22 protein-coding genes are annotated in these 19,774 nt (G+C 34.8%); 18 read left to right on the top strand and 4 right to left on the bottom strand.

Translation table 11 applies throughout. The features are described from left to right. Positions 1 to 3 precede the first annotated feature (3 nt). From ACFPM4_RS04010 to ACFPM4_RS03985, 6 genes are all read left to right on the top strand, one after another. A complete protein-coding gene (locus tag ACFPM4_RS04010; protein ID WP_144925132.1) occupies positions 4 to 348 on the top strand; it encodes a lmo0954 family membrane protein in 345 nt (114 codons plus the stop codon). A 14-nt stretch (positions 349 to 362) separates the two neighbouring features. Next, entirely contained in the window at positions 363 to 1,019 is a 657-nt protein-coding gene (locus ACFPM4_RS04005; protein ID WP_144925129.1) for a PspA/IM30 family protein, read from the top strand. Positions 1,020 to 1,102: 83 nt separating this feature from the next. Beyond that, positions 1,103 to 1,834, top strand: a complete 732-nt coding sequence (gene liaF, locus ACFPM4_RS04000) for a cell wall-active antibiotics response protein LiaF (RefSeq protein WP_144925127.1) — start codon at positions 1,103 to 1,105, stop codon at positions 1,832 to 1,834. Then, complete coding sequence (locus ACFPM4_RS03995) at positions 1,831 to 2,871, top strand: sensor histidine kinase (protein ID WP_144925124.1); 1,041 nt, start codon at positions 1,831 to 1,833, stop codon at positions 2,869 to 2,871. Before liaF ends, ACFPM4_RS03995 begins: the two co-directional genes overlap by 4 nt. A gap of 1 nt (position 2,872) precedes the next feature. Next, the gene (locus ACFPM4_RS03990; RefSeq protein WP_144925121.1) at positions 2,873 to 3,508 is read left to right on the top strand and encodes a response regulator; all 636 of its coding nucleotides are present in this window, start codon (positions 2,873 to 2,875) and stop codon (positions 3,506 to 3,508) included. Positions 3,509 to 3,549: 41 nt separating this feature from the next. Further along, positions 3,550 to 4,209, top strand: coding sequence for a potassium channel family protein (locus ACFPM4_RS03985; RefSeq protein WP_144925117.1), 660 nt, complete (start codon positions 3,550 to 3,552; stop codon positions 4,207 to 4,209). Positions 4,210 to 4,527: 318 nt separating this feature from the next. Here the strand turns inward: ACFPM4_RS03985 and rnjA are convergent, their stop codons facing one another. Then, positions 4,528 to 6,195: a ribonuclease J1 gene (gene rnjA / locus ACFPM4_RS03980; RefSeq protein WP_382347918.1), complete on the bottom strand. Its 1,668-nt coding sequence runs from the start codon at positions 6,193 to 6,195 to the stop codon at positions 4,528 to 4,530. Position 6,196: 1 nt separating this feature from the next. Then, positions 6,197 to 6,409, bottom strand: a complete 213-nt coding sequence (locus ACFPM4_RS03975) for a DNA-dependent RNA polymerase subunit epsilon (RefSeq protein ID WP_144925111.1) — start codon at positions 6,407 to 6,409, stop codon at positions 6,197 to 6,199. A gap of 409 nt (positions 6,410 to 6,818) precedes the next feature. Here ACFPM4_RS03975 and ACFPM4_RS03970 point away from each other — a divergent pair, with 409 nt between their 5' ends. After that, entirely contained in the window at positions 6,819 to 7,610 is a 792-nt protein-coding gene (locus ACFPM4_RS03970; RefSeq protein ID WP_382347915.1) for a Cof-type HAD-IIB family hydrolase, read from the top strand. A 254-nt stretch (positions 7,611 to 7,864) separates the two neighbouring features. Here ACFPM4_RS03970 and def read toward each other — a convergent pair whose 3' ends face one another. Further along, positions 7,865 to 8,419, bottom strand: a complete 555-nt coding sequence (gene def, locus ACFPM4_RS03965) for a peptide deformylase (RefSeq protein WP_382347912.1) — start codon at positions 8,417 to 8,419, stop codon at positions 7,865 to 7,867. A gap of 154 nt (positions 8,420 to 8,573) precedes the next feature. On the opposite strand from def, the gene ACFPM4_RS03960 reads away from it, so the two are divergent. The 10 genes from ACFPM4_RS03960 (at position 8,574) to ACFPM4_RS03915 (ending at position 17,591) form a co-directional block, all read left to right on the top strand. Then, positions 8,574 to 9,224, top strand: coding sequence for a YkyA family protein (locus tag ACFPM4_RS03960; RefSeq protein WP_382347909.1), 651 nt, complete (start codon positions 8,574 to 8,576; stop codon positions 9,222 to 9,224). Between the two features lie 421 nt (positions 9,225 to 9,645). Then, on the top strand, positions 9,646 to 10,761 hold the full coding sequence (gene pdhA, locus ACFPM4_RS03955) for a pyruvate dehydrogenase (acetyl-transferring) E1 component subunit alpha (RefSeq protein WP_144925097.1): 1,116 nt from the start codon (positions 9,646 to 9,648) through the stop codon (positions 10,759 to 10,761). 3 nt (positions 10,762 to 10,764) lie between these two features. Next, positions 10,765 to 11,742, top strand: coding sequence for an alpha-ketoacid dehydrogenase subunit beta (locus ACFPM4_RS03950; RefSeq protein WP_144925095.1), 978 nt, complete (start codon positions 10,765 to 10,767; stop codon positions 11,740 to 11,742). Between the two features lie 44 nt (positions 11,743 to 11,786). Then, positions 11,787 to 13,070 carry a dihydrolipoamide acetyltransferase family protein gene (locus ACFPM4_RS03945; protein WP_144925093.1) on the top strand — a complete coding sequence of 428 codons (1,284 nt, stop codon included), beginning with the start codon at positions 11,787 to 11,789 and terminating at the stop codon, positions 13,068 to 13,070. Between the two features lie 4 nt (positions 13,071 to 13,074). After that, positions 13,075 to 14,484 carry a dihydrolipoyl dehydrogenase gene (gene lpdA, locus ACFPM4_RS03940; protein WP_144925090.1) on the top strand — a complete coding sequence of 470 codons (1,410 nt, stop codon included), beginning with the start codon at positions 13,075 to 13,077 and terminating at the stop codon, positions 14,482 to 14,484. A 150-nt stretch (positions 14,485 to 14,634) separates the two neighbouring features. Beyond that, positions 14,635 to 14,895 (top strand): hypothetical protein, encoded by a 261-nt coding sequence (locus ACFPM4_RS03935; protein WP_382347904.1) that lies wholly within the window; start codon positions 14,635 to 14,637, stop codon positions 14,893 to 14,895. A gap of 59 nt (positions 14,896 to 14,954) precedes the next feature. Next, positions 14,955 to 15,809: a polysaccharide deacetylase family protein gene (locus ACFPM4_RS03930; RefSeq protein ID WP_382347901.1), complete on the top strand. Its 855-nt coding sequence runs from the start codon at positions 14,955 to 14,957 to the stop codon at positions 15,807 to 15,809. An 80-nt stretch (positions 15,810 to 15,889) separates the two neighbouring features. Further along, entirely contained in the window at positions 15,890 to 16,165 is a 276-nt protein-coding gene (locus tag ACFPM4_RS03925) for a UPF0223 family protein (RefSeq protein ID WP_144925084.1), read from the top strand. Between the two features lie 209 nt (positions 16,166 to 16,374). Further along, complete coding sequence (locus ACFPM4_RS03920; protein WP_144925082.1) at positions 16,375 to 16,569, top strand: hypothetical protein; 195 nt, start codon at positions 16,375 to 16,377, stop codon at positions 16,567 to 16,569. Between the two features lie 224 nt (positions 16,570 to 16,793). Beyond that, positions 16,794 to 17,591 (top strand): inositol monophosphatase family protein, encoded by a 798-nt coding sequence (locus ACFPM4_RS03915; RefSeq protein WP_144925148.1) that lies wholly within the window; start codon positions 16,794 to 16,796, stop codon positions 17,589 to 17,591. A gap of 31 nt (positions 17,592 to 17,622) precedes the next feature. Here the strand turns inward: ACFPM4_RS03915 and ACFPM4_RS03910 are convergent, their stop codons facing one another. Beyond that, positions 17,623 to 17,805: a YlaF family protein gene (locus ACFPM4_RS03910; RefSeq protein ID WP_144925079.1), complete on the bottom strand. Its 183-nt coding sequence runs from the start codon at positions 17,803 to 17,805 to the stop codon at positions 17,623 to 17,625. Between the two features lie 104 nt (positions 17,806 to 17,909). Between ACFPM4_RS03910 and typA the strand changes: the two genes are divergently transcribed. Beyond that, on the top strand, positions 17,910 to 19,748 hold the full coding sequence (gene typA / locus ACFPM4_RS03905; RefSeq protein ID WP_144925076.1) for a translational GTPase TypA: 1,839 nt from the start codon (positions 17,910 to 17,912) through the stop codon (positions 19,746 to 19,748). Positions 19,749 to 19,774 lie beyond the last annotated feature (26 nt).

The raw sequence follows: 19,774 nt of genomic DNA, 5'->3' as shown, positions 1-19,774 counted from the left end.
TTGATGAAACAATTCTTATTGATCACAGCAGCTATAGTTTTAGCAATTATCGCACTATCAAGTATTGGACCAATGATAGGGATGGCAATAAGTGCATTAATTGTCTATTACTCACTTAAGAAGTTTACAGCAACAAATTCTACAGGAGCAAAAGTTTGTTGGGCAATCCTCGGATTAATTGGTTTTTCAGGATTGTTAGCAAATCTGCCAGCATTAGCAGGTATCGCTGCAGTATACATTCTTTACACTGGATATAAACACTGGAAGAGCGATGAAATGTCATCAAAACAAGAAGATCCGTTTGCAGGATTTGATAAAGAATGGAAAAAACTACAAGGGCTTAAATAAAAGGAGAGATTATAATGACAAACATCTTTGAAAAAATAAAAAAATCAATCTTAGAAGATTTTAACGACATGAAAAATGAACCACAAAACCCAATCAATCAATTAAATAAATATGTACGTGATAGTGAAGCAGAAGTTGAAAAAGCAGCAAAATTAGTGGAAAGACAGCGTTTATTGAGAAATGAATTCCATAAGGAATGGAAATTAGCGGAATCATTGGCGAACAAGCGTAAAGAACAAGCTAATATTGCTATTCAGGCTGGAGAAGATGATTTAGCGGAGGTAGCATTACGTTTCCAAGTACAAGCGGAACAGCAAGCAGAAAAATTACAAAAGTCATATGAGAATTCCTTAGAACAGCTTGCACAATTGGAAGAAAAGTATGAAGAAATGAAAATGAAAGTAAAGGATATGCATTATAAACGTCTAGAACTAATGGGAAAACAAAATCTTCTTGAAATGAAAGAGAAGATGAATAACTTATTAGACGAGTCTGAGTTTGGAAATGCTGCTAAAAACTTTGAAAATGTTGAATCTGAAATGAAGAAAAAAGAAACAAATATAGATGAGGAATATGATATCTCTATCTTCGATGCAAAAATTCAGCAACTTGCAAAAGAGATGAATAAGGTTGAAAAACAAAACAGTTTGGATGAAAACGTGGTACAATAACAAGAAGAAAAGGCGTTAAACATGCGCCTTTTTCGTCTATTTCATTTTGAACAGTTACTAACAAGAAAGGGGGAACCAGAATCATGAAGAATATGAGTAAAACTAGTATTATCGGATGGACCATATTAATATTTGCAATTGGAATGGGATTAGAAATTCTTTTTCAATGGTGGCTACTCATCCCCCTTTTAATAGGCATTTTCATACTGTATCATGTGAAAAATGAAAAGGATTTACGTGATAATAAACGAACACTACTATTAATTGCCGGTTATTCATTATTAGCAATTCCTATTTTATCTTCTACATTTTTGAAATTATTTATTATTGTTGTAGTTATCTATGGGTTAAACGAATACTCTAAATCGAAGAAGCAAGTGAATACCATTACGGTTAACACAATTGAACCGGGTCAAAAAACGACACATTTTAAGAAGAAACAACCTTTTATTAGAAATTTCTTTGCTGGCAACCAACGGATAGTAAATGAAATTTATGAATGGGACGATATAAATATTCAATGTGGTTTCGGAGATACAGTAGTGGATTTAGGAATGACAATGCTTCCAAAAGGTGAAAGTACTGTAGTAATACGAGGGCTGGTAGGAAATATACAATTACTTATTCCTTTCGATGCTGCAGTTATCATAAATCACTCGACTGTTAGTGGAAAATTAAAAGTATTTGAAGAGGAAGAAACAGAATTATTTAATAGTAATGTCATTTATCATCCGAACCAGGACGAATCTTCCATTCGAACTATAAAAATTATTACTAACATTGTGGTTGGAAATCTTGAGGTGAGGCGAATATGAGAATCCAAGCCACTTTCTCTCTTTATTTCGCTTCAGCCATGTTTATTGCTTCAATCTTTGTTGGTGGATCATTAATTTATCTTATTGATGCTAATTGGACGGAAGTTTTATTTCAACGAAAGGTTTTTTTAATTCCGACAGGCCTGGTAATTATACTTACTTGTATTTTATTTGGCGCAGTTACAGGATGGATAATTGGAATGCTTATTGTACAGAAAAGAAACGCTATTGCAGAAAGCTTGCTTGAAATTGAAAAGGGGAATTATGATTTAAAGCCTGCAGGATGGAAACAAAGTGATGATTTTTATGTTGTTTGGGAGCGTATTAATGCAATTTCCACTCGTTTTAAGGAGCAAGCAAAAGTGCATCAAAAGTTAGCAACAGAGCGTGTGGAATGGAATAATCAATTAAAGGAAGAACTGATTACAAAGGAAAGAAATCGATTAGCACGTGAATTACATGATTCTGTAAGTCAACAATTATTTGCCGCAACAATGCTTTTATCTGCGATAAATCAAAATCCAGATCAGCATAGTGAAACAATGAAAAAGCAACAAAAACTAGTAGAAGGTATTGTCAATGATGCACAAACAGAAATGAGAGCATTACTACTCCATTTACGTCCTATCCAATTAGAAGGAAAATCACTTAAAAGTGGAATGGAAGAGTTGCTATCCGAATTAACATCTAAACTTCCATTAGAAGTTTTTTGGCATATACAGGATGTTTCCTTAGATAAAGGCGTAGAGGATCATTTATTCCGTATTGTACAAGAGGCAGTCTCTAATACATTACGACACGCCAAAGCGACTTCCTTAGAAGTTACTTTAAAACAAATTAATCAAGTTGTTTTCCTGAAAATAATGGATAATGGGAAAGGCTTTGATGTGGATAACATTAATAAAGGTTCATATGGTATTAATAATATTAAAGAAAGAGCATCGGAAATTGGGGGGAGTGTAAAGATAATATCTATCCCTGGAAGTGGGACCAATATTGAAGTAAAAGTACCGATAATAATACAAAAGGATGAGTGAAATGATAAAGGTACTATTAGTAGATGATCATGAGATGGTGCGCATTGGCGTATCAGCCTACTTGTCAATTCAACCAGATATTGAAGTTGTTGGTGAAGCAGAAAATGGGGCAAAAGGAGTTGAACTAGCACTCTCATTACGCCCAGACATTATTTTAATGGACCTAGTGATGGATCAAATGGACGGTATTGAGGCAACAAAAAAAATTATTGAACAATGGCCTACAGCTAAAATAATTATTGTTACTAGTTTTTTAGATGATGATAAAGTCTATCCGGCCTTAGAGGCAGGGGCAACAAGCTATATATTAAAAACATCTACTGCGGATGAAATTGCTGAAGCAATTCGCACTACATATAAAGGTCAATCTGTCTTAGAACCTGAAGTTACGGGGAAAATGATGGAGGGTATGAGAAAAAGGCAAACACCAATTTTACATGATCAACTTACCAATCGTGAATTTGAAATATTATTGCTAATTGCCGAGGGGAAGACAAATCAAGAAATTGCAGAAGAATTATTTATTGGATTGAAAACGGTGAAAACCCATGTTAGTAATATATTGAGTAAATTAGAAATACAAGATAGGACACAAGCTGCTATTTACGCATTTAAGAATCATTTGGTTGAGAAATAATAGTTCGTTTTATAGGAATAGGAGCTTAATTGGAGGTACTAATGAATAAACAATTTGCAGTTATTGGGCTTGGCCGTTTTGGAGGAAGTATTTGTCGAGAATTATTAGAACAAGGTATGGAAGTTTTAGCAATGGATGTAGATGAGGAAAGAGTAAACGAATTCGCTTCTATTGCTACTCATGCAGTTATTGCTGATACTACAGATGAAAATGTGTTGAAGAATTTAGGCTTGCGAAATTTTGATCATGTAATCGTTGCAATCGGTGAGGACATTCAATCAAGTATTTTGACAACACTTATGTTAAAAGAAATTGGTGTAAAGCATATTACGGTAAAAGCACAAAATGATTACCATGAGAAAGTGTTACGTAAAATCGGTGCAGACCATGTAGTTCATCCAGAACGTGATATGGGTAGGAGAATTGCGCATTATATTGTGTCTAATAATGTACTGGATTATCTAGAGCTTTCTGATGAGTATAGTATTGTTGAAATAAAAGTAAATGAAAAGCTTGCTGGAAAATCATTAATAGAACTAGACGTGAGAGCGAAGTACGGCCTTAATATCGTAGCTATTAAAAGGAAGAGAGAAATAATTGTTTCACCGGCTGCTGCCGACCCATTGTTATTAGAAGATATTCTAATCGTAATTGGCGCTGATTCGGATATAAATCGTTTCGAAACAAAATTAATGAATTAATTTAATAAAGGGTTACTATTACTGTAATCGCATGTCTGACTTATAGATAATTCTATGTTGACATTTGCTTTTTCGAATAGTGAAGTAGAGAGCCAGACATACATACTAAGTGAGTACAGGATAATGGAATAAAATCAAATAAATACTTTAATAAAAAAGGTATAATTCCATGTAAAAATAGAATTATACCTTTATTGCTGATTATAGGGTGTAGCAGGGCACCTAATGCCATTTAGTTATGAACTTAGTACCCTAGCATGTCCTAGAAATCAATAATTACAAGTTAGGCAGATGATTAACTGCCTTTTTTAGTATGTTTTAAATTTCCATAATGATTGGTAAAATCATTGGTCTTCTTTTTGTCTTTTCATATAAGAATGGGGAGATTGTATCCGTTATTTCATTTTTAATCTCTGACCATTGTGTTGTTTTTCGCTCCATGATTTTATTCAAGTGTTTGGAAATCATTTTTTGTGCTTCATTAATTAAATCCCCAGATTCTCTCATATAAACAAATCCACGTGAAATAATATCTGGACCAGCAAGTATTTGGTTGTTCTCCATATCTATTGTTACGACAACGATTACCAAACCTTCTTCAGATAAAATTCGGCGGTCCCTAAGCACGATATTACCAATATCTCCAATTCCACTTCCATCAATATACACATTACCAGATGGTATCTTTCCAGCTATTTCTGCAGTGTTTGCCGATAATGCTAATACATCTCCATTATCCATAATAAAGCAATCTTCCTCTGGAACTTCACAATCTATCGCTAATTGAGCATGCATCTTCTGCATACGGAATTCACCATGTATTGGCATGAAAAATTTTGGTTTCATTAATCGTAACATAAGCTTTTGCTCTTCTTGACCACCATGTCCTGATGTATGAATATCGTTTAGAGATCCTGCAATAACATCAGCACCTGCTCTATACAATAGATTTATAGTTCTGTTTACACTTATCGTATTTCCAGGAATTGGTGAAGAAGAGAAAACGACTGTATCACCAGGCTGAATTTGTATTTGACGATGAGAACCATTTGCTATTCTAGATAGTGCAGCCATTGGTTCTCCTTGGCTTCCAGTACATAGAATTGTAACTTTATTTGCTGGGAGCCGATTTAGCTGTTGCGCAGAAATAAATGTATCCTTAGGCGCTTTAATATAACCAAGTTCTTGACCAATTTCTATCGCAGCATCCATACTTCTTCCAAATACAGCAATCTTTCTTCCATTTGCAACAGCTGCTTCTGTTACTTGTTGCAAGCGATGAATATTGGATGCAAATGTAGCGAAAATAACTCTACCATCCACTTTGCGGAAAATATCGTGAATACTATCTCCAACACGTCTTTCTGACATCGTAAATTGTGGAACTTCGGCATTTGTACTATCTGATAGAAGACATAGAACTCCTTCTTTCCCAAGTTCAGCCATCTTTGTTAAGTTTGCAGGTTCACCTACTGGTGTAAAATCAAACTTAAAATCTCCAGTATGTACAATATTACCTGGAGGAGTTTTAACAACTATCCCGTACGAGTCAGGAATACTATGAGTAGTTCGGAAGAAAGAGACCGAAGTTTTCCTGAATTTAATAATGTCATCTTCTTTAATTTCTATAAACTTAGTTTGTCTTAGTAGTCCATGTTCTTCGAGTTTTTTTCGAATAAGTCCAATAGCTAATTTTCCAGCATAAATAGGTACATTTACTTCTCTTAATAAGTACGGAATTCCACCAATATGGTCCTCATGTCCATGTGTGATGAATAATCCTTTAATTTTTTCGGCATTCTTAACAAGAAAAGAATAATCAGGTATGACGTAATCAATTCCTAAAAGTTCATCTTCAGGAAACTTAATGCCTGCGTCAATTAAAATTATTTCATCCTGAAACTGAACTCCATAGGTGTTCTTACCAATTTCGCCTAAGCCGCCAAGGGCGAAAACGGCAGTTTGGTCATTTTTTACAAACTTCATATTAAACATTCTCCTGTATTTTGAAGTTCTCACTTTGTTTTTCATATTCGAGGTAAGCACCTTCAAGGAGCTGAACTAATTCGATATTTATATCTTTACCTTGTAATTTTTCTCTAATTTCTCGTTCGTTTTCTCCTTCCATATATAATGTTTTAGTGTTTTCTCGAACTGGAACTTCAGTTTTACTTTCCTGATAATATACTTTAAAAATCATGTGAATCTCTCCATTTCATTAGTTTTGTAATATATAAAGCTTAGCAGCTATTACAGGCATATTTTTATTAAAGGATTTTTATAAGATGAGATAACCTAGTAATACAGAATCCTTCCAATAAATAAGCCCTCTTATATGAGAGGGACTTATAAAAATTGAATTAGGCAATTGTTTTTTTTCTAAGTAAATCTTTCCACTGTTTTAAAAGCTTCTTACGTAGCCTCTTAAACATTGTGGGTTCACTCCTTATTATTCTATTTTAACCGATTGTTGTCTAAAGTAAAAGTAACTTACTATGATAAGCGCTCATTTTGTGCATTTTTGTTAAATTTATTATATGCTCATTATGAAAAGTCACTCAAAAATTATACTAGTAAAGATTGGTATTAAACTTTTAAGGAGCTGTAAAATGAGTAAAATAGTGTTTTTTGATATTGATGGAACTTTGTTGGATGATGACAAAAATTTACCGTCATCAACAAAAGCAGCAGTAAAAGCATTGCAGAAAAATGGTATTTATACGGCGATAGCAACTGGTAGAGGGCCGTTTATGGTAACACAAGTTATAAATGAACTAGATATTGATTCTTATGTAGCTTTTAATGGTCAATTTGTTGTATTTGAGAAAGAAGTTATCTATAAAAATCCATTTAATCCAACAGAATTAAAAAGGTTTGCTAGTGAAGCAAATAAACGTAATCATCCGCTAGTTTATATGAGTGAAAAAACATTAAAGGGGAATGTTGAAAAAGATAAGAGAATTGCAGATAGTATGGCTTCTCTTCAGCTTGTACATCCTGATGTTGATCCTGATTATTATGTAAAAGAAGATATTTATCAAACATTATTATATGCAAAGGAAGATGAAGAGGAATATTTATCCGCATTTGAGGACATATATACTTTCATTCGATGGCATAAAGAAGCAATGGATGTTGTTCCAAAAGGTGGTTCAAAAGCAGAAGGTATTAAAATATTAATTGAAAGATTAGGTTTTAAGATGGAAGATGTGTATGCATTTGGTGATGGTTTAAATGATATTGAAATGCTAAAGACTGTTGGAACTGGTGTAGCGATGGGGAATGCTCATGAGGCAGTGAAAATACATGCTGATATAGTCACGGAGCGCGTAGAGAATAATGGGATTGCAGTTGGTTTGAAGAAGGTTGGACTTCTAGATGACAGTTTTGAAATTATATAAAAACAGCGACAAATATATATTGCAAAAGATGTATCTGTGTTTTGGAGAAAATAGTTTGTAATAAAAAATAGTCTTTTATGTAATCTATTTTACAGGACGTACTAGTGCAGGCGAAGCGACAGTTCGTCGCTTCGCCTGCAAACAGGATGTTATGAGATTAGCCTTCCTTCAAGTTCCAAGCGTTTATCAATTTTCTATGCCCGGGAAAGCGAAGTGTATTTCTGCAACAGGAATATCCGCACAAATACTAGTATCTACCTATTAATTGGTTTGGCACCTTCTTCAATTTGAAAAGGGTTTTCTGGATTAATATGATCATAAAACATAACACCATTTAAATGATCCAACTCATGTTGAAACACGATTGCGGGTAATCCTTTTAAACGTAGTTTTACTTCTTGCTCAGTGTTCACGTCATAACCAGTGATAGTGATTCGTGCATATCGATGTACGTACCCTGGCACATTACGATCTACAGATAAGCAGCCTTCTCCACTTGTTAAGTATGCTTTTTCAACAGAGTGACTAATAATTTTGGGATTTATTAATGCATAGTCATATAACTTTTCGTTATCTTCTAAATAAATTGCAAACATTCTTTTCGATATATTAATCTGTGGGGCAGCAAGTCCAACACCAGGGCGTAGGTTATATTTAACACTTAGTTCAGGATCTTGACTATTTAGTAAGTACTCTCGCATTTCTTTTAACGTATTTTTATCCTCATTACTAGGGGGAAGAGAGACTTCATCTGCTACTTTTCGAAGTATCGGATGATCTTCTCTTACGATGTCTTTCATAAGAATCATTTCATCACTCCTAAAAAATCGAATATAATAATATAGTAAGTATATCAAAATAAAAAATAATAGCTGAATAAAAACATCTTATTTATTTTCAAGAATGTTGTCAAATTAAGTATATCTCGGTATAGTATTAATGGAAAAGGTTAGGAGGGTTTGGATGAAAAAGCAATATATAGCAATTCTTATATTTATTTTTTCGGTAATTTTAGCTGGGTGTACATCACCTGAAGAAACCATTTATGAAATAATTGAAGCAAGTGCTCAGGAAGAAAAAGTTTTTGAGGATCAGCAGAAGCCTATTGCTGACCTAGTAGAAGAAGAAAAGAATCTTTTTGATGAAATCATTGCGCTTGGATTAAAGGAATTTGAACAAATCTCTACTCTATCTAATAATGCATTAGAAAATATAGATAAGAGAGAAGAGCATATTAATAAAGAAAAAGAATCCATTTCTTCATCTTATGACGAATTTAATAAAATAGTAGATGAAATGGAAAAAATAAAAGATGCTGATTTAAAGAAGCAAGCAGAAGACTTAAAAAGTATTATGGATGAGCGATATCAAGCATATGAAGAATTATATACCGCTAATATAAATGTTCTTGCAGAGGATCGTAAGATTTATGAATTGTTAAAAGATGAAAATCTTAAAGAAGAAGATTTATTAGCACAAATTGAAGCCCGTAATGAGACATATGAAAAAGTAAAAGAAGCAAATGAAAAGTTTAATGAAGCAACAGATAAATTTAATGAAGCAAAACTACAGTTTTATAAAGATTCTGGATTAAACATCACTTCTGAAGTGTAAAACAAGAAAAACAGGAAACGATAAGAGTATCGTTTCCTGTTTTTGGTATTGGTTGGAATAAATTGTAATGTATAACAGATGCACAAAAAAAGTTTTTTTATAAAACAGTTTACGAAATTCTATTAGTACAGTTTTAGAAATTAAAATTCTGGAAATTCAGTATTTCGTAGGTCAAAGTAAATTTATTGACGAAAAAGTGGTTTTCATGTACTCTTAATTATGCAAGTATTGTATTATATTTTTTTAAAAAATCATTAGTACAGTTTGTAATTTTAGATGGGAAAGTTTTTCTGTTTTTCTTCTGAAGAAATGTGGAAAACCTATACTAGTATGGAAAACGGCATATTAAAGAAATAGAATGAAATCTTACTCTTTAATAATCCGTAAACAAATATTTGATTAGAAAGGGTAGGTGGCTTCAATGGCTTCTAAAACAAAGAAGGCACAATTCGATGCAGTAAAAACGCTCGAAAATATTGAAAGTCAATTTTCAATGGTTCAGGTTTTGAATGAAAAAGGTGAGATTGTCAATGATGCGGCAATGCCTGACTTATCTGATGATCAACTAGTTGAATTAATGCGTCGCATGGTATATACGCGAATTCTCGATCAACGTAGTATTTCTTTAAACAGACAAGGGCGTCTAGGCTTTTATGCACCTACAGCAGGTCAAGAAGCTTCTCAAATAGCTTCTCAATTTGCACTAGAAAAAGAAGACTTTATCTTACCTGGATATCGTGATGTTCCACAAATCGTTTGGCATGGTCTTCCATTATATCAAGCATTCTTATTCTCCCGTGGCCATTTTGTAGGTAACCAAATTCCTGAAGGTGTAAATGTTATTTCACCTCAAATTATTATTGGTGCTCAATATGTTCAAGCAGCTGGAGTAGCACTTGGATTCAAAAAGCGTGGTAAAAAAGCAGTCGCTGTTACATACACAGGTGATGGTGGTTCTTCTCAAGGTGACTTCTATGAAGGAATTAACTTTGCAGGAGCATACGGTGCACCAGCTGTATTTATCGTGCAAAATAACCAGTTTGCTATTTCTACTCCACGTGAAAAACAAACTGCAGCTACAACAATCGCACAAAAAGCAGTTGCTGCTGGGATTCCAGGAGTATTAGTAGACGGTATGGATCCACTTGCAGTTTATGCTGTAGTAAAAGAAGCGCGTGAACGAGCAATTAATGGTGGTGGCCCAACTTTAATTGAAACAATGTGCTATCGTTACGGTCCACATACAATGGCTGGGGATGATCCAACACGTTACCGTACATCCGATACAGACAGTGAGTGGGAAAAGAAAGATCCACTAGTTCGTTTCCGAATTTATCTTGAATCTAAAGGTCTTTGGACTGAAGAGAAAGAAAACGAAGTAATCGAACAAGCGAAGGAAGAAATTAAACAGGCAATTAAACAGGCTGATGATACTCCTAAGCAAAAAGTAACAGATTTAATTACAAATATGTTTGAGGAGTTACCTGTAAACTTACAAGAACAGTATGAAATTTATAAAGAGAAGGAGTCGAAGTAAGCCATGGCGCAAATGACTATGATTCAAGCTATCACGGATGCGCTTCGCACTGAATTGCGCAACGATGAAAATGTTTTAGTTTTTGGTGAAGACGTTGGCGTAAACGGAGGGGTTTTCCGTGCTACAGAGGGTCTTCAGAAAGAATTTGGCGAAGATCGTGTTTTTGATACACCTCTTGCCGAATCAGGCATCGGCGGATTGGCTATTGGATTGACTACACAAGGGTACCGCCCTGTTCCGGAAATTCAATTCTTTGGCTTTGTATATGAAGTAATGGACTCCATTAGTGGACAAATGGCTCGTTGGAGATATCGTTCAGGTGGAACATATCATGCTCCAATTACAATTCGTTCACCATTTGGCGGTGGTGTTCATACACCAGAAATGCATGCGGACAGTTTAGAAGGTCTGATGGCACAGCAACCTGGTTTGAAAGTTGTTATTCCTTCAACACCTTATGATGCAAAAGGTCTATTGATCTCTGCGATTCGTGATAATGATCCAGTTATCTTTTTAGAACATATGAAACTTTATCGTTCATTCCGTCAAGAAGTACCTGAAGAGGAATACACAATTCCATTAGGTAAAGCAGAAGTGAAAAGAGAAGGTTCTGACCTATCTATCGTTACTTATGGTGCAATGGTTCATGATTCTCTTAAAGCTGCGGAAGAATTAGAAAAAGAAGGTTATTCAGTAGAAGTAATTGACTTACGTACTGTTAGCCCACTAGATATCGAAACAATCATTGCTTCTGTTGAAAAAACAAATCGAGCTATCGTTGTCCAAGAAGCACAAAAACAAGCAGGAATTGCAGCAAATGTTGTTGCTGAGATTAATGACAGAGCTATCTTAAGCTTAGAAGCACCTGTGTTACGTGTAGCAGCACCTGATACTGTATATCCATTCTCTCAAGCAGAACCTGTGTGGTTACCAAATCACAAAGATATCATCGAAACTGCTAAAAAAGTACTAGAATATTAAGACACCAAGAATTCGATTATGAATAAACAGGAGGTTGAAAATCAATGTCATTTCAATTTAAAATGCCAGATATCGGTGAAGGTATCCACGAAGGCGATATCGTAAAATGGTTTATTAAACCAGGAGATAAAGTAGAAGAAGATGATGTTCTATGTGAAGTGCAAAATGATAAAGCTGTAGTAGAACTTCCTTCTCCAGTAGCAGGTACTGTCTTGGAAATATTAGTTGAAGAAGGTGCAACTGCTACTGTTGGTGACGTACTAATTAAATTTGATGCTCCTGGATATGAAGATCTTCAATTCAAAGGGGACTCTGGAGAGGAACCAGAACAACCTGCACAAGAAGCGGAAGCTCCAGCTACTAAAGAAGCTGTTAGTGCAAGTGAAGAAGCTGCAGATCCTAACACACGTGTTATTGCAATGCCATCTGTTCGTAAATATGCACGTGAAAAAGGTGTAGATATTCAAAAGGTTACTGGATCAGGTAAAAACGGCCGTATCTTAAAAGAAGATGTTGATACATTTGTATCTGGTGGACAACCTGCAGCAGCTACAGCAGAGACTGTTGAAGAACCAAAAGCTGAAACTACTACTGCTGCAGCGAAACCTGCAATTCCAGAAGGTAATTTCCCAGAAACACGTGAGAAGATGAGTGGAATCCGTAAAGCTATTGCTAAAGCGATGGTAAATTCCAAACATACTGCACCACATGTTACATTAATGGATGAAGTTGATGTATCTAAACTTTGGGATCACCGTAAGAAATTCAAAGATATTGCTGCTGAAAAAGGTATTAAATTAACATTCTTACCTTATGTAGTGAAAGCTCTTGTAAGTGCATTACGTGAGTATCCTGTTCTGAACACTGAAATTGACGACAAAACAGATGAAATCGTACAAAAGCATTATTACAATATCGGAATCGCGGCTGATACGGAAAAAGGTCTCCTAGTTCCAGTTGTTAAGAATGCGGATCAAAAATCTGTATTTGCTATTTCAAATGAAATTAATGAACTTGCTGCTAAAGCACGTGATGGAAAACTTGCTCCAAATGAAATGAAAGGTGCGTCTTGCACAATTTCTAATATTGGTTCTGCAGGAGGTCAATGGTTCACTCCAGTTATCAACCATCCAGAAGTCGCTATCTTAGGTATTGGTAGAATTGCAGAAAAACCAGTTGTTAAAAATGGAGAAATAGTTGCAGCTAGAGTATTAGCTCTATCACTAAGCTTTGACCACCGTGCAATTGATGGCGCAACTGCTCAAAATGCACTTAACCAAATTAAACGACTACTAAGTGATCCTGAACTTTTATTAATGGAGGCGTAAAATAATGGTAGTAGGGGATTTTCCGATCGAAACAGATACAATTGTCATTGGAGCAGGACCAGGCGGGTATGTAGCTGCAATTCGTGCAGCACAACTTGGCCAAAAAGTAACGATTGTAGAAAAAGCTGATTTGGGTGGCGTATGTCTAAATGTTGGTTGTATTCCATCAAAAGCACTGATTACTGCTAGTCATCGTTATGAAACAGCTAAACACTCTGATAATATTGGTATTACTGCTGATAATGTATCAGTTGATTTTTCTAAAGTACAAGAATGGAAAGGTCAAGTTGTAAACAAACTTACATCAGGTGTTGGTGGTTTATTAAAAGGTAATAAAGTTGACATCGTTAAAGGTGAAGCATATTTTGTGGATGAAAATACATTACGCGTAATGGATGAATCATCTGCACAAACATATACTTTCAAGCATGCGATTATTGCAACTGGATCCCGTCCTATTGAAATACCATCATTTAAATACTCAAAGCGCATCATCAATTCAACAGGTGCATTAAACTTACCTGAAATCCCTAAGAAATTAGTGATTATTGGTGGTGGAGTTATCGGAGTAGAACTTGGAACTGCATATGCTAACTTCGGAACTGAAATTACCATTCTTGAAGGTAGCAGTGAATTATTTGCTGGTGCATTTGAAAAACAAATGACTTCTGTTGTTGTGAAGAACTTGAAAAATAAAGGCGCAGAAATTGTTACAAGTGCAATGGCAAAAGGCGCAGAAGAAAAAGAAGACAGTGTAGTTGTAACGTATGAAGCAAATGGAGAAGAGAAAACAATTGAAGCTGATTATGTCCTAGTAACGGTTGGTCGTCGTCCAAATACAGACGAAATAGGCCTTGAACAAGTTGGCATTAAGATGACAGATCGTGGTGTAATTGAAGTCGATCAACAATGTCGTACAAATGTACCGAATATCTATGCAATCGGTGATATTGTTCCAGGACCTCAACTTGCTCATAAAGCATCTTATGAAGCTAAAATTGCAGCCGAAGCTATTGCTGGTGAGCCTTCTGAAATTGATTATTTAGGAATACCTGCTGTTGTATTCTCTGAACCAGAGCTTGCGACTGTTGGTTATACTGAAAAACAAGCAAAAGAAGAAGGGTTAGAAGTTGTTGCTGCTAAGTTCCCATTTGCAGCTAATGGCCGTGCTCTCGCTTTAAACAACACAGATGGATTCTTAAAGCTTGTGACTCGTAAAGAAGATGGAGTAATCATTGGTGGTCAAATTGCTGGTGCAAGTGCATCTGATATGATCGCTGAGATTGGTCTAGCAATTGAAGCGGGAATGACAGCTGAAGATATTGCTTTAACAATCCATGCTCACCCTACTTTAGGTGAAATTACGATGGAAGCAGCGGAAGTTGCTTTAGGAACTCCAATCCATATTATGTAATAGTGAATATATATAAAAGGTTGTTGTCAGCACATTTTGTTGTGCTGAAACAACCTTTTTATTTTATAGACAAGTAAAGGTTTATTCTATAAATTGTCCCGCATATTATCAGAGTAATAATCTATTTAGGAAAAGATGGTGTTGCGGTCCATGTTGAAAAAATATGTTGCCATGCTAATCCAAACATTTTTCTGGTGTGGGTATACAGTTGCTGAGTGGTTATCTGGAAAGGATCACTTCATTTATAAATTGGTGCTATTTATAGTTTTTCTTTATCTAGCATTTCTTACTGCGAGAAAAATAGTGGAATCGAATAGAATTTCAATCATTGTTACGATAACGAGTTTGGGAGCATACGGTATCGTTTATTTCATACTAGATACGTTAAATAGGTTAGAAATCCTCTTCTAAAGTTTATAGAAGATAGAGTAAAATGGAAGTGGAAAATTCGGTATAAAGGAGAGGTAAATATGAAGAAGTCTTTATATATATTACTTGTTTTGGTCGTAATATTTCTTGGTGCTTGTTCTACAGAAAAAGAATCATCAATAGATGAGACGAAAGATAATGTAAATGACAAAAACGAGAATATAAACTTAGAAGAACAAAATGAGGAAGATAGTGAAGTGGATGAATCAGATTCTATATCTGATGAAGTGGAAGAACAAAATGATGTGATTACGAAGGAACCACAATATAAAATGAATGAAATTTATTCCATCGTCCCAATCGATGATGCGAATCCAAAAGTAGTGTTACTTACAATTGATGATGCACCGGATAAATATTCGTTAGAAATGGCGAAAACACTAAAGGAGTTGGATGCTCCAGCAATATTTTTTGTGAATGGTCATTTTATACAAACGCCTGAAAAACAACAAATATTAAAGGAAATTTATGATTTAGGGTTTGTAATCGGTAATCATACAGCAACACATCCTAATCTAAAAGAAATAAGTGCGGAAGAACAGAAAGAGGAAATTATTTCAGTAAATGATATGGTTGAAAAAATTACAGGTGAAAGGCCGAAGTTTTTTAGAGCACCATTTGGGGTTAATACCGAAGTAAGTCAACAAATAGCTGCAGATGAGAATATGCTTTTAATGAACTGGTCATTTGGTTATGATTGGGATAAACAATATATGACAAAAGAAGCGATTGCGGATATTATGGTTAATACTCCCTTATTAGCGAATGGATCAAACTTACTCATGCATGATCGTAAATGGACTGCTGAGGGGTTAGAGAGTATTGTTACAGGATTACTTGAAAAAGGATACGAACCTGTGGATCCGAAGTTAATCCAAACTCCGAATATACAATAAATAATTTATGTTTTTTTTGGTATATGATAGTTTGAGATTACCAACAATAATACAAAGAAGGGGAAATGGGGGCACAAAAAATGGAATATCGTTATCCATTCTCAATCGACTGGACAAAAGAAGAAATTTTGGATGTGGTAGCTTTTTTTCACGCTATAGAGGCTGCGTATGAAAAAGGGATTAAAAAAGAAGAACTTATGGAAGCATATCGGAAATTTAAGGTGATTGTTCCAGGGAAAGCAGATGAAAGAAATATTTGTAATGAGTTTGAAGAGGAAAGTGGATATTCTGCCTATAGAACAATCCAACAGGCGAAAAGCTCAGACCAAATGGATAAAATAAAGATGAGTAAGTAAGAAGAGTCGAAATTCATAAGAAAAGTTTATTGGAGAGAAAAATTGGGTACAAAATAATAACAGAAATAATAAATATCACCCAATAGCTAGTACACTACATAGGTAAACACACAATTTTGTTACGGCAATAGTACCGGTAACATAGAATATATTAAGTAATTCCCGAAAGATGAATGGTCGTTAATCAATTTCGGAAGGGGTGTTTTTCCATGAAACAAGTAGTGAATGCATATCGGAAGAAAAACTTAGATAGACAAAGGCTTGCGGTACTCCGTTTAGAGTTAAATTATGAATTAGCTGTTCTTTATGAGGCACTTCAGGAAAATGATGAAGATCTACAATTAAAAACAAAACGCAAACTGGAAAGACTGCGTGAAGAACTAATAAAATTAGAAGCATTTTGAATCGTAAATTGGGTGATTTTTTTCCTGATAGTATGATAAAGCGAACTTCCTGATGTATTATATATAAAGGAAGTTCGTTTTTTGCTATTCGAGAGAAAATTTCATCACTACTTTTCTTCAACTTGAGAAATATGCACTGTATGTGTAAATCAACAATATCCAACCTGCTAAACTTTATTAGATTTTACAAACACTCTCGGCTATCTATCTTGAAAGGATTGATTATATTGACTGATTGGAATAAGATAGACAAGTTTGCAAAAGAATGGTTACAGGAAGCTAGATCAAAGATTATTGCTTCATTTGAAAGTACTTTAACAATTACTACAAAGTCGGATGCAAATGATTTAGTTACGAATATGGATGAAGAAATTGAAAATTTCTTTGTTACTAATATTCGAAATCAATTTCCAAGTCATGAAATACTTGGAGAAGAGAGTATCGGACATGAGATCGAACAGCTTGATGGTGTAGTTTGGATAATCGATCCAATTGATGGAACGATGAATTTCGTGCACCAAAAAAGAAATTTCTTCATCTCTATTGGTATTTATGAAGATGGAGTTGGACAGCTCGGTTATTTATATGATGTCGTACATAATGAATTATATTATGGTAAAAAGGGGGAAGGTGTTCATTGTAATGAAGTGAAAATTCCTCCAATAAAGGATGTCCCTATACATGAAGCTATTGTTGGAATAAGTGCTACATGGCTCATTGAGAATAAAGATACGAATAAAGGGGAAGCCTTAATCGAACTCGTAAAGGATGTACGAGGGACACGTTCATACGGATCAGCTGCATTAGAGTTTTCCTATGTTGCAACAGGTCGTTTAGATGCTTATATTAGTATGCGTCTCGCTCCTTGGGATTTTGCGGGTGGGAAGATCATCATTGAAGAACTCGGTGGCATTGTTACTGATTTGGATGGAAAAGCATTAAATTTATTAGAAAAAAGCCCAGTACTCGTTACATCATCAGGGCTACATGAACAAATATTTAAATCATACATAAAAAAATAGGCGCCAAATTATGGTGAGCCTATTTTTTATATTAATTTTCTTTATTACGTAGGTTTCTTTTCCATGTAAATCCAGTTCCCATGATTGCAATGAACAGGATGAAGCAAATTCCAATTCCTAATAAACTTCCTCTTCCTAAGAAAACGCCGATTCCTATAATTGATGCAACAGCTAAAATGGCTAATGCTAGAAAGTTCCACTGAATATTTTGCATGACATTACCCCCTCGTGTAATACTATTGTACAAAAAATAATACAAATCTTCTACTGTATATGATATAATACTTCAGTTAATCCCAATTAATGGAGGAAAAAAACTTGAAACTTAGAGAAGATATCCGTAATATTGCCATAATTGCACACGTTGACCATGGAAAAACGACAATGGTTGACCAACTATTACGACAATCAGGAACATTTCGTACAAATGAACAAGTTGCAGAACGGGCAATGGATTCCAATGATATTGAAAGAGAACGTGGTATTACAATTTTGGCGAAAAATACTGCCATTCAATATAAAGATACTAAAATAAATATCTTGGATACACCAGGACACGCTGACTTTGGTGGAGAAGTAGAACGTATTTTAAGAATGGTGGACGGCGTATTACTAATTGTGGATGCTTATGAAGGATGTATGCCACAAACTCGTTTTGTGCTAAAAAAAGCACTTGAACAAAACTTAACACCAATTGTTGTTGTAAATAAAATTGATCGTGATTTCGCTAGACCTGAAGAGGTAGTAGATGAAGTTCTTGAATTATTTATTGAATTAGATGCCAATGATGAACAATTAGAATTCCCTGTTATTTACGCTTCTGGTATTCAAGGAACTGCTAGTAAAGATCCAAGTTCCCAGGATGAAAATATGGAAGTACTTTACGAAACAATTATTGAAAATATTCCTGCACCTATTGATAATAAAGAAGAACCATTACAATTCCAAGTTTCGTTACTCGATTATAATGATTTTGTTGGTCGAATTGGAATTGGAAGAATTTTCCGTGGTAGCATGAAGGTTGGACAACAAGTTGTCGTATTAAAACAAGACGGTACTTCAAAGCAATTTCGTGTTACTAAAATGTTTGGGTTTTTTGGTTTAAAACGGGTAGAGATTCAAGAAGCTTCAGCAGGAGATCTAATTGCAGTTTCTGGGATGGAAAGTATTGATGTCGGTGATACGATTTGTCCGGTAGAACATCAAGAACCATTACCAATTCTACGTATTGATGAACCAACATTACAAATGACATTTTTAGTAAACAATAGTCCATTTGCAGGTAGAGAAGGGAAGTTTATTACTTCACGTAAAGTAGAAGAACGTCTCAGAAGCCAACTTGAAACTGATGTGAGTCTTCGCGTTGAAAATACGGATTCCCCTGATGCTTGGATTGTTTCAGGCCGTGGTGAGTTACATTTATCTATTCTTATTGAAAATATGAGAAGAGAAGGATTTGAACTTCAAGTTTCGAAACCACAAGTTATTGTGAAAGAAATTGACGGAGTAAAATGTGAGCCTGTTGAGCGTGTGCAAATAGATATTCCTGAAGAACATACTGGAAGTGTGATTGAATCACTTGGTACACGTAAAGGTGAAATGTTAGATATGATTAACAATGGTAATGGCCAAGTCCGATTAATATTTAATATTCCAGCTCGTGGTTTGATTGGTTATACTACAGAATTTATGTCCATTACAAGAGGGTATGGAATTTTGAACCATACATTTGACAGTTATCAACCATTACAAAAAGGTAAAGTTGGCGGAAGAAGACAAGGTGTCCTTGTTTCTATGGAAACAGGAAAATCTACCTCATATGGAATCTTACAGGTAGAAGACCGAGGTACTATATTTGTGGAGCCTGGTACCGAAATATATGAGGGTATGATTGTTGGGGAACACACTCGGGAAAATGATATTACAGTTAACATAACAAAAACGAAACATGCAACGAATGTTCGTTCAGCAACAAAAGATCAAACAACTGTTATTAAAAAACCAAGAATTATGTCATTAGAAGAGGCTTTAGAATATTTAAATGACGATGAATATTGTGAAGTAACTCCGCAATCCATTAGGTTACGTAAACAAATATTAGACAAAAATGAACGAGAAAAGGCAGCAAAGAAGAAAAAATTACAAGAAGTTGAGTAATAGTTGAAGCAATATCCTGCTTATAT

This window comes from Lederbergia graminis (assembly GCF_042655485.1).
GTDB lineage: Bacteria > Bacillota > Bacilli > Bacillales > Bacillaceae_C > Lederbergia > Lederbergia graminis.
The sequence above is the reverse complement of the archived record's forward strand: the minus strand, read 5'-3'. Positions and strand labels throughout refer to the sequence as shown.

Coding starts and splice junctions, on each gene's coding strand:
- ACFPM4_RS03930 (WP_382347901.1), top strand. CDS start 14,955: ATGAAGAAGTCTTTATATATATTACTTGTTTTGGTCGTAATATTTCTT.
- pdhA (WP_144925097.1), top strand. CDS start 9,646: ATGGCTTCTAAAACAAAGAAGGCACAATTCGATGCAGTAAAAACGCTC.
- ACFPM4_RS03950 (WP_144925095.1), top strand. CDS start 10,765: ATGGCGCAAATGACTATGATTCAAGCTATCACGGATGCGCTTCGCACT.
- lpdA (WP_144925090.1), top strand. CDS start 13,075: ATGGTAGTAGGGGATTTTCCGATCGAAACAGATACAATTGTCATTGGA.
- ACFPM4_RS03920 (WP_144925082.1), top strand. CDS start 16,375: ATGAAACAAGTAGTGAATGCATATCGGAAGAAAAACTTAGATAGACAA.
- ACFPM4_RS03970 (WP_382347915.1), top strand. CDS start 6,819: ATGAGTAAAATAGTGTTTTTTGATATTGATGGAACTTTGTTGGATGAT.
- ACFPM4_RS03910 (WP_144925079.1), bottom strand. CDS start 17,805: ATGCAAAATATTCAGTGGAACTTTCTAGCATTAGCCATTTTAGCTGTT.
- ACFPM4_RS03985 (WP_144925117.1), top strand. CDS start 3,550: ATGAATAAACAATTTGCAGTTATTGGGCTTGGCCGTTTTGGAGGAAGT.
- ACFPM4_RS03960 (WP_382347909.1), top strand. CDS start 8,574: ATGAAAAAGCAATATATAGCAATTCTTATATTTATTTTTTCGGTAATT.
- ACFPM4_RS03925 (WP_144925084.1), top strand. CDS start 15,890: ATGGAATATCGTTATCCATTCTCAATCGACTGGACAAAAGAAGAAATT.
- ACFPM4_RS03990 (WP_144925121.1), top strand. CDS start 2,873: ATGATAAAGGTACTATTAGTAGATGATCATGAGATGGTGCGCATTGGC.
- ACFPM4_RS03995 (WP_144925124.1), top strand. CDS start 1,831: ATGAGAATCCAAGCCACTTTCTCTCTTTATTTCGCTTCAGCCATGTTT.
- ACFPM4_RS03975 (WP_144925111.1), bottom strand. CDS start 6,409: ATGATTTTTAAAGTATATTATCAGGAAAGTAAAACTGAAGTTCCAGTT.
- ACFPM4_RS03935 (WP_382347904.1), top strand. CDS start 14,635: ATGTTGAAAAAATATGTTGCCATGCTAATCCAAACATTTTTCTGGTGT.
- liaF (WP_144925127.1), top strand. CDS start 1,103: ATGAAGAATATGAGTAAAACTAGTATTATCGGATGGACCATATTAATA.
- rnjA (WP_382347918.1), bottom strand. CDS start 6,195: ATGAAGTTTGTAAAAAATGACCAAACTGCCGTTTTCGCCCTTGGCGGC.
- ACFPM4_RS03945 (WP_144925093.1), top strand. CDS start 11,787: ATGTCATTTCAATTTAAAATGCCAGATATCGGTGAAGGTATCCACGAA.
- ACFPM4_RS04005 (WP_144925129.1), top strand. CDS start 363: ATGACAAACATCTTTGAAAAAATAAAAAAATCAATCTTAGAAGATTTT.
- def (WP_382347912.1), bottom strand. CDS start 8,419: ATGATTCTTATGAAAGACATCGTAAGAGAAGATCATCCGATACTTCGA.
- ACFPM4_RS04010 (WP_144925132.1), top strand. CDS start 4: ATGAAACAATTCTTATTGATCACAGCAGCTATAGTTTTAGCAATTATC.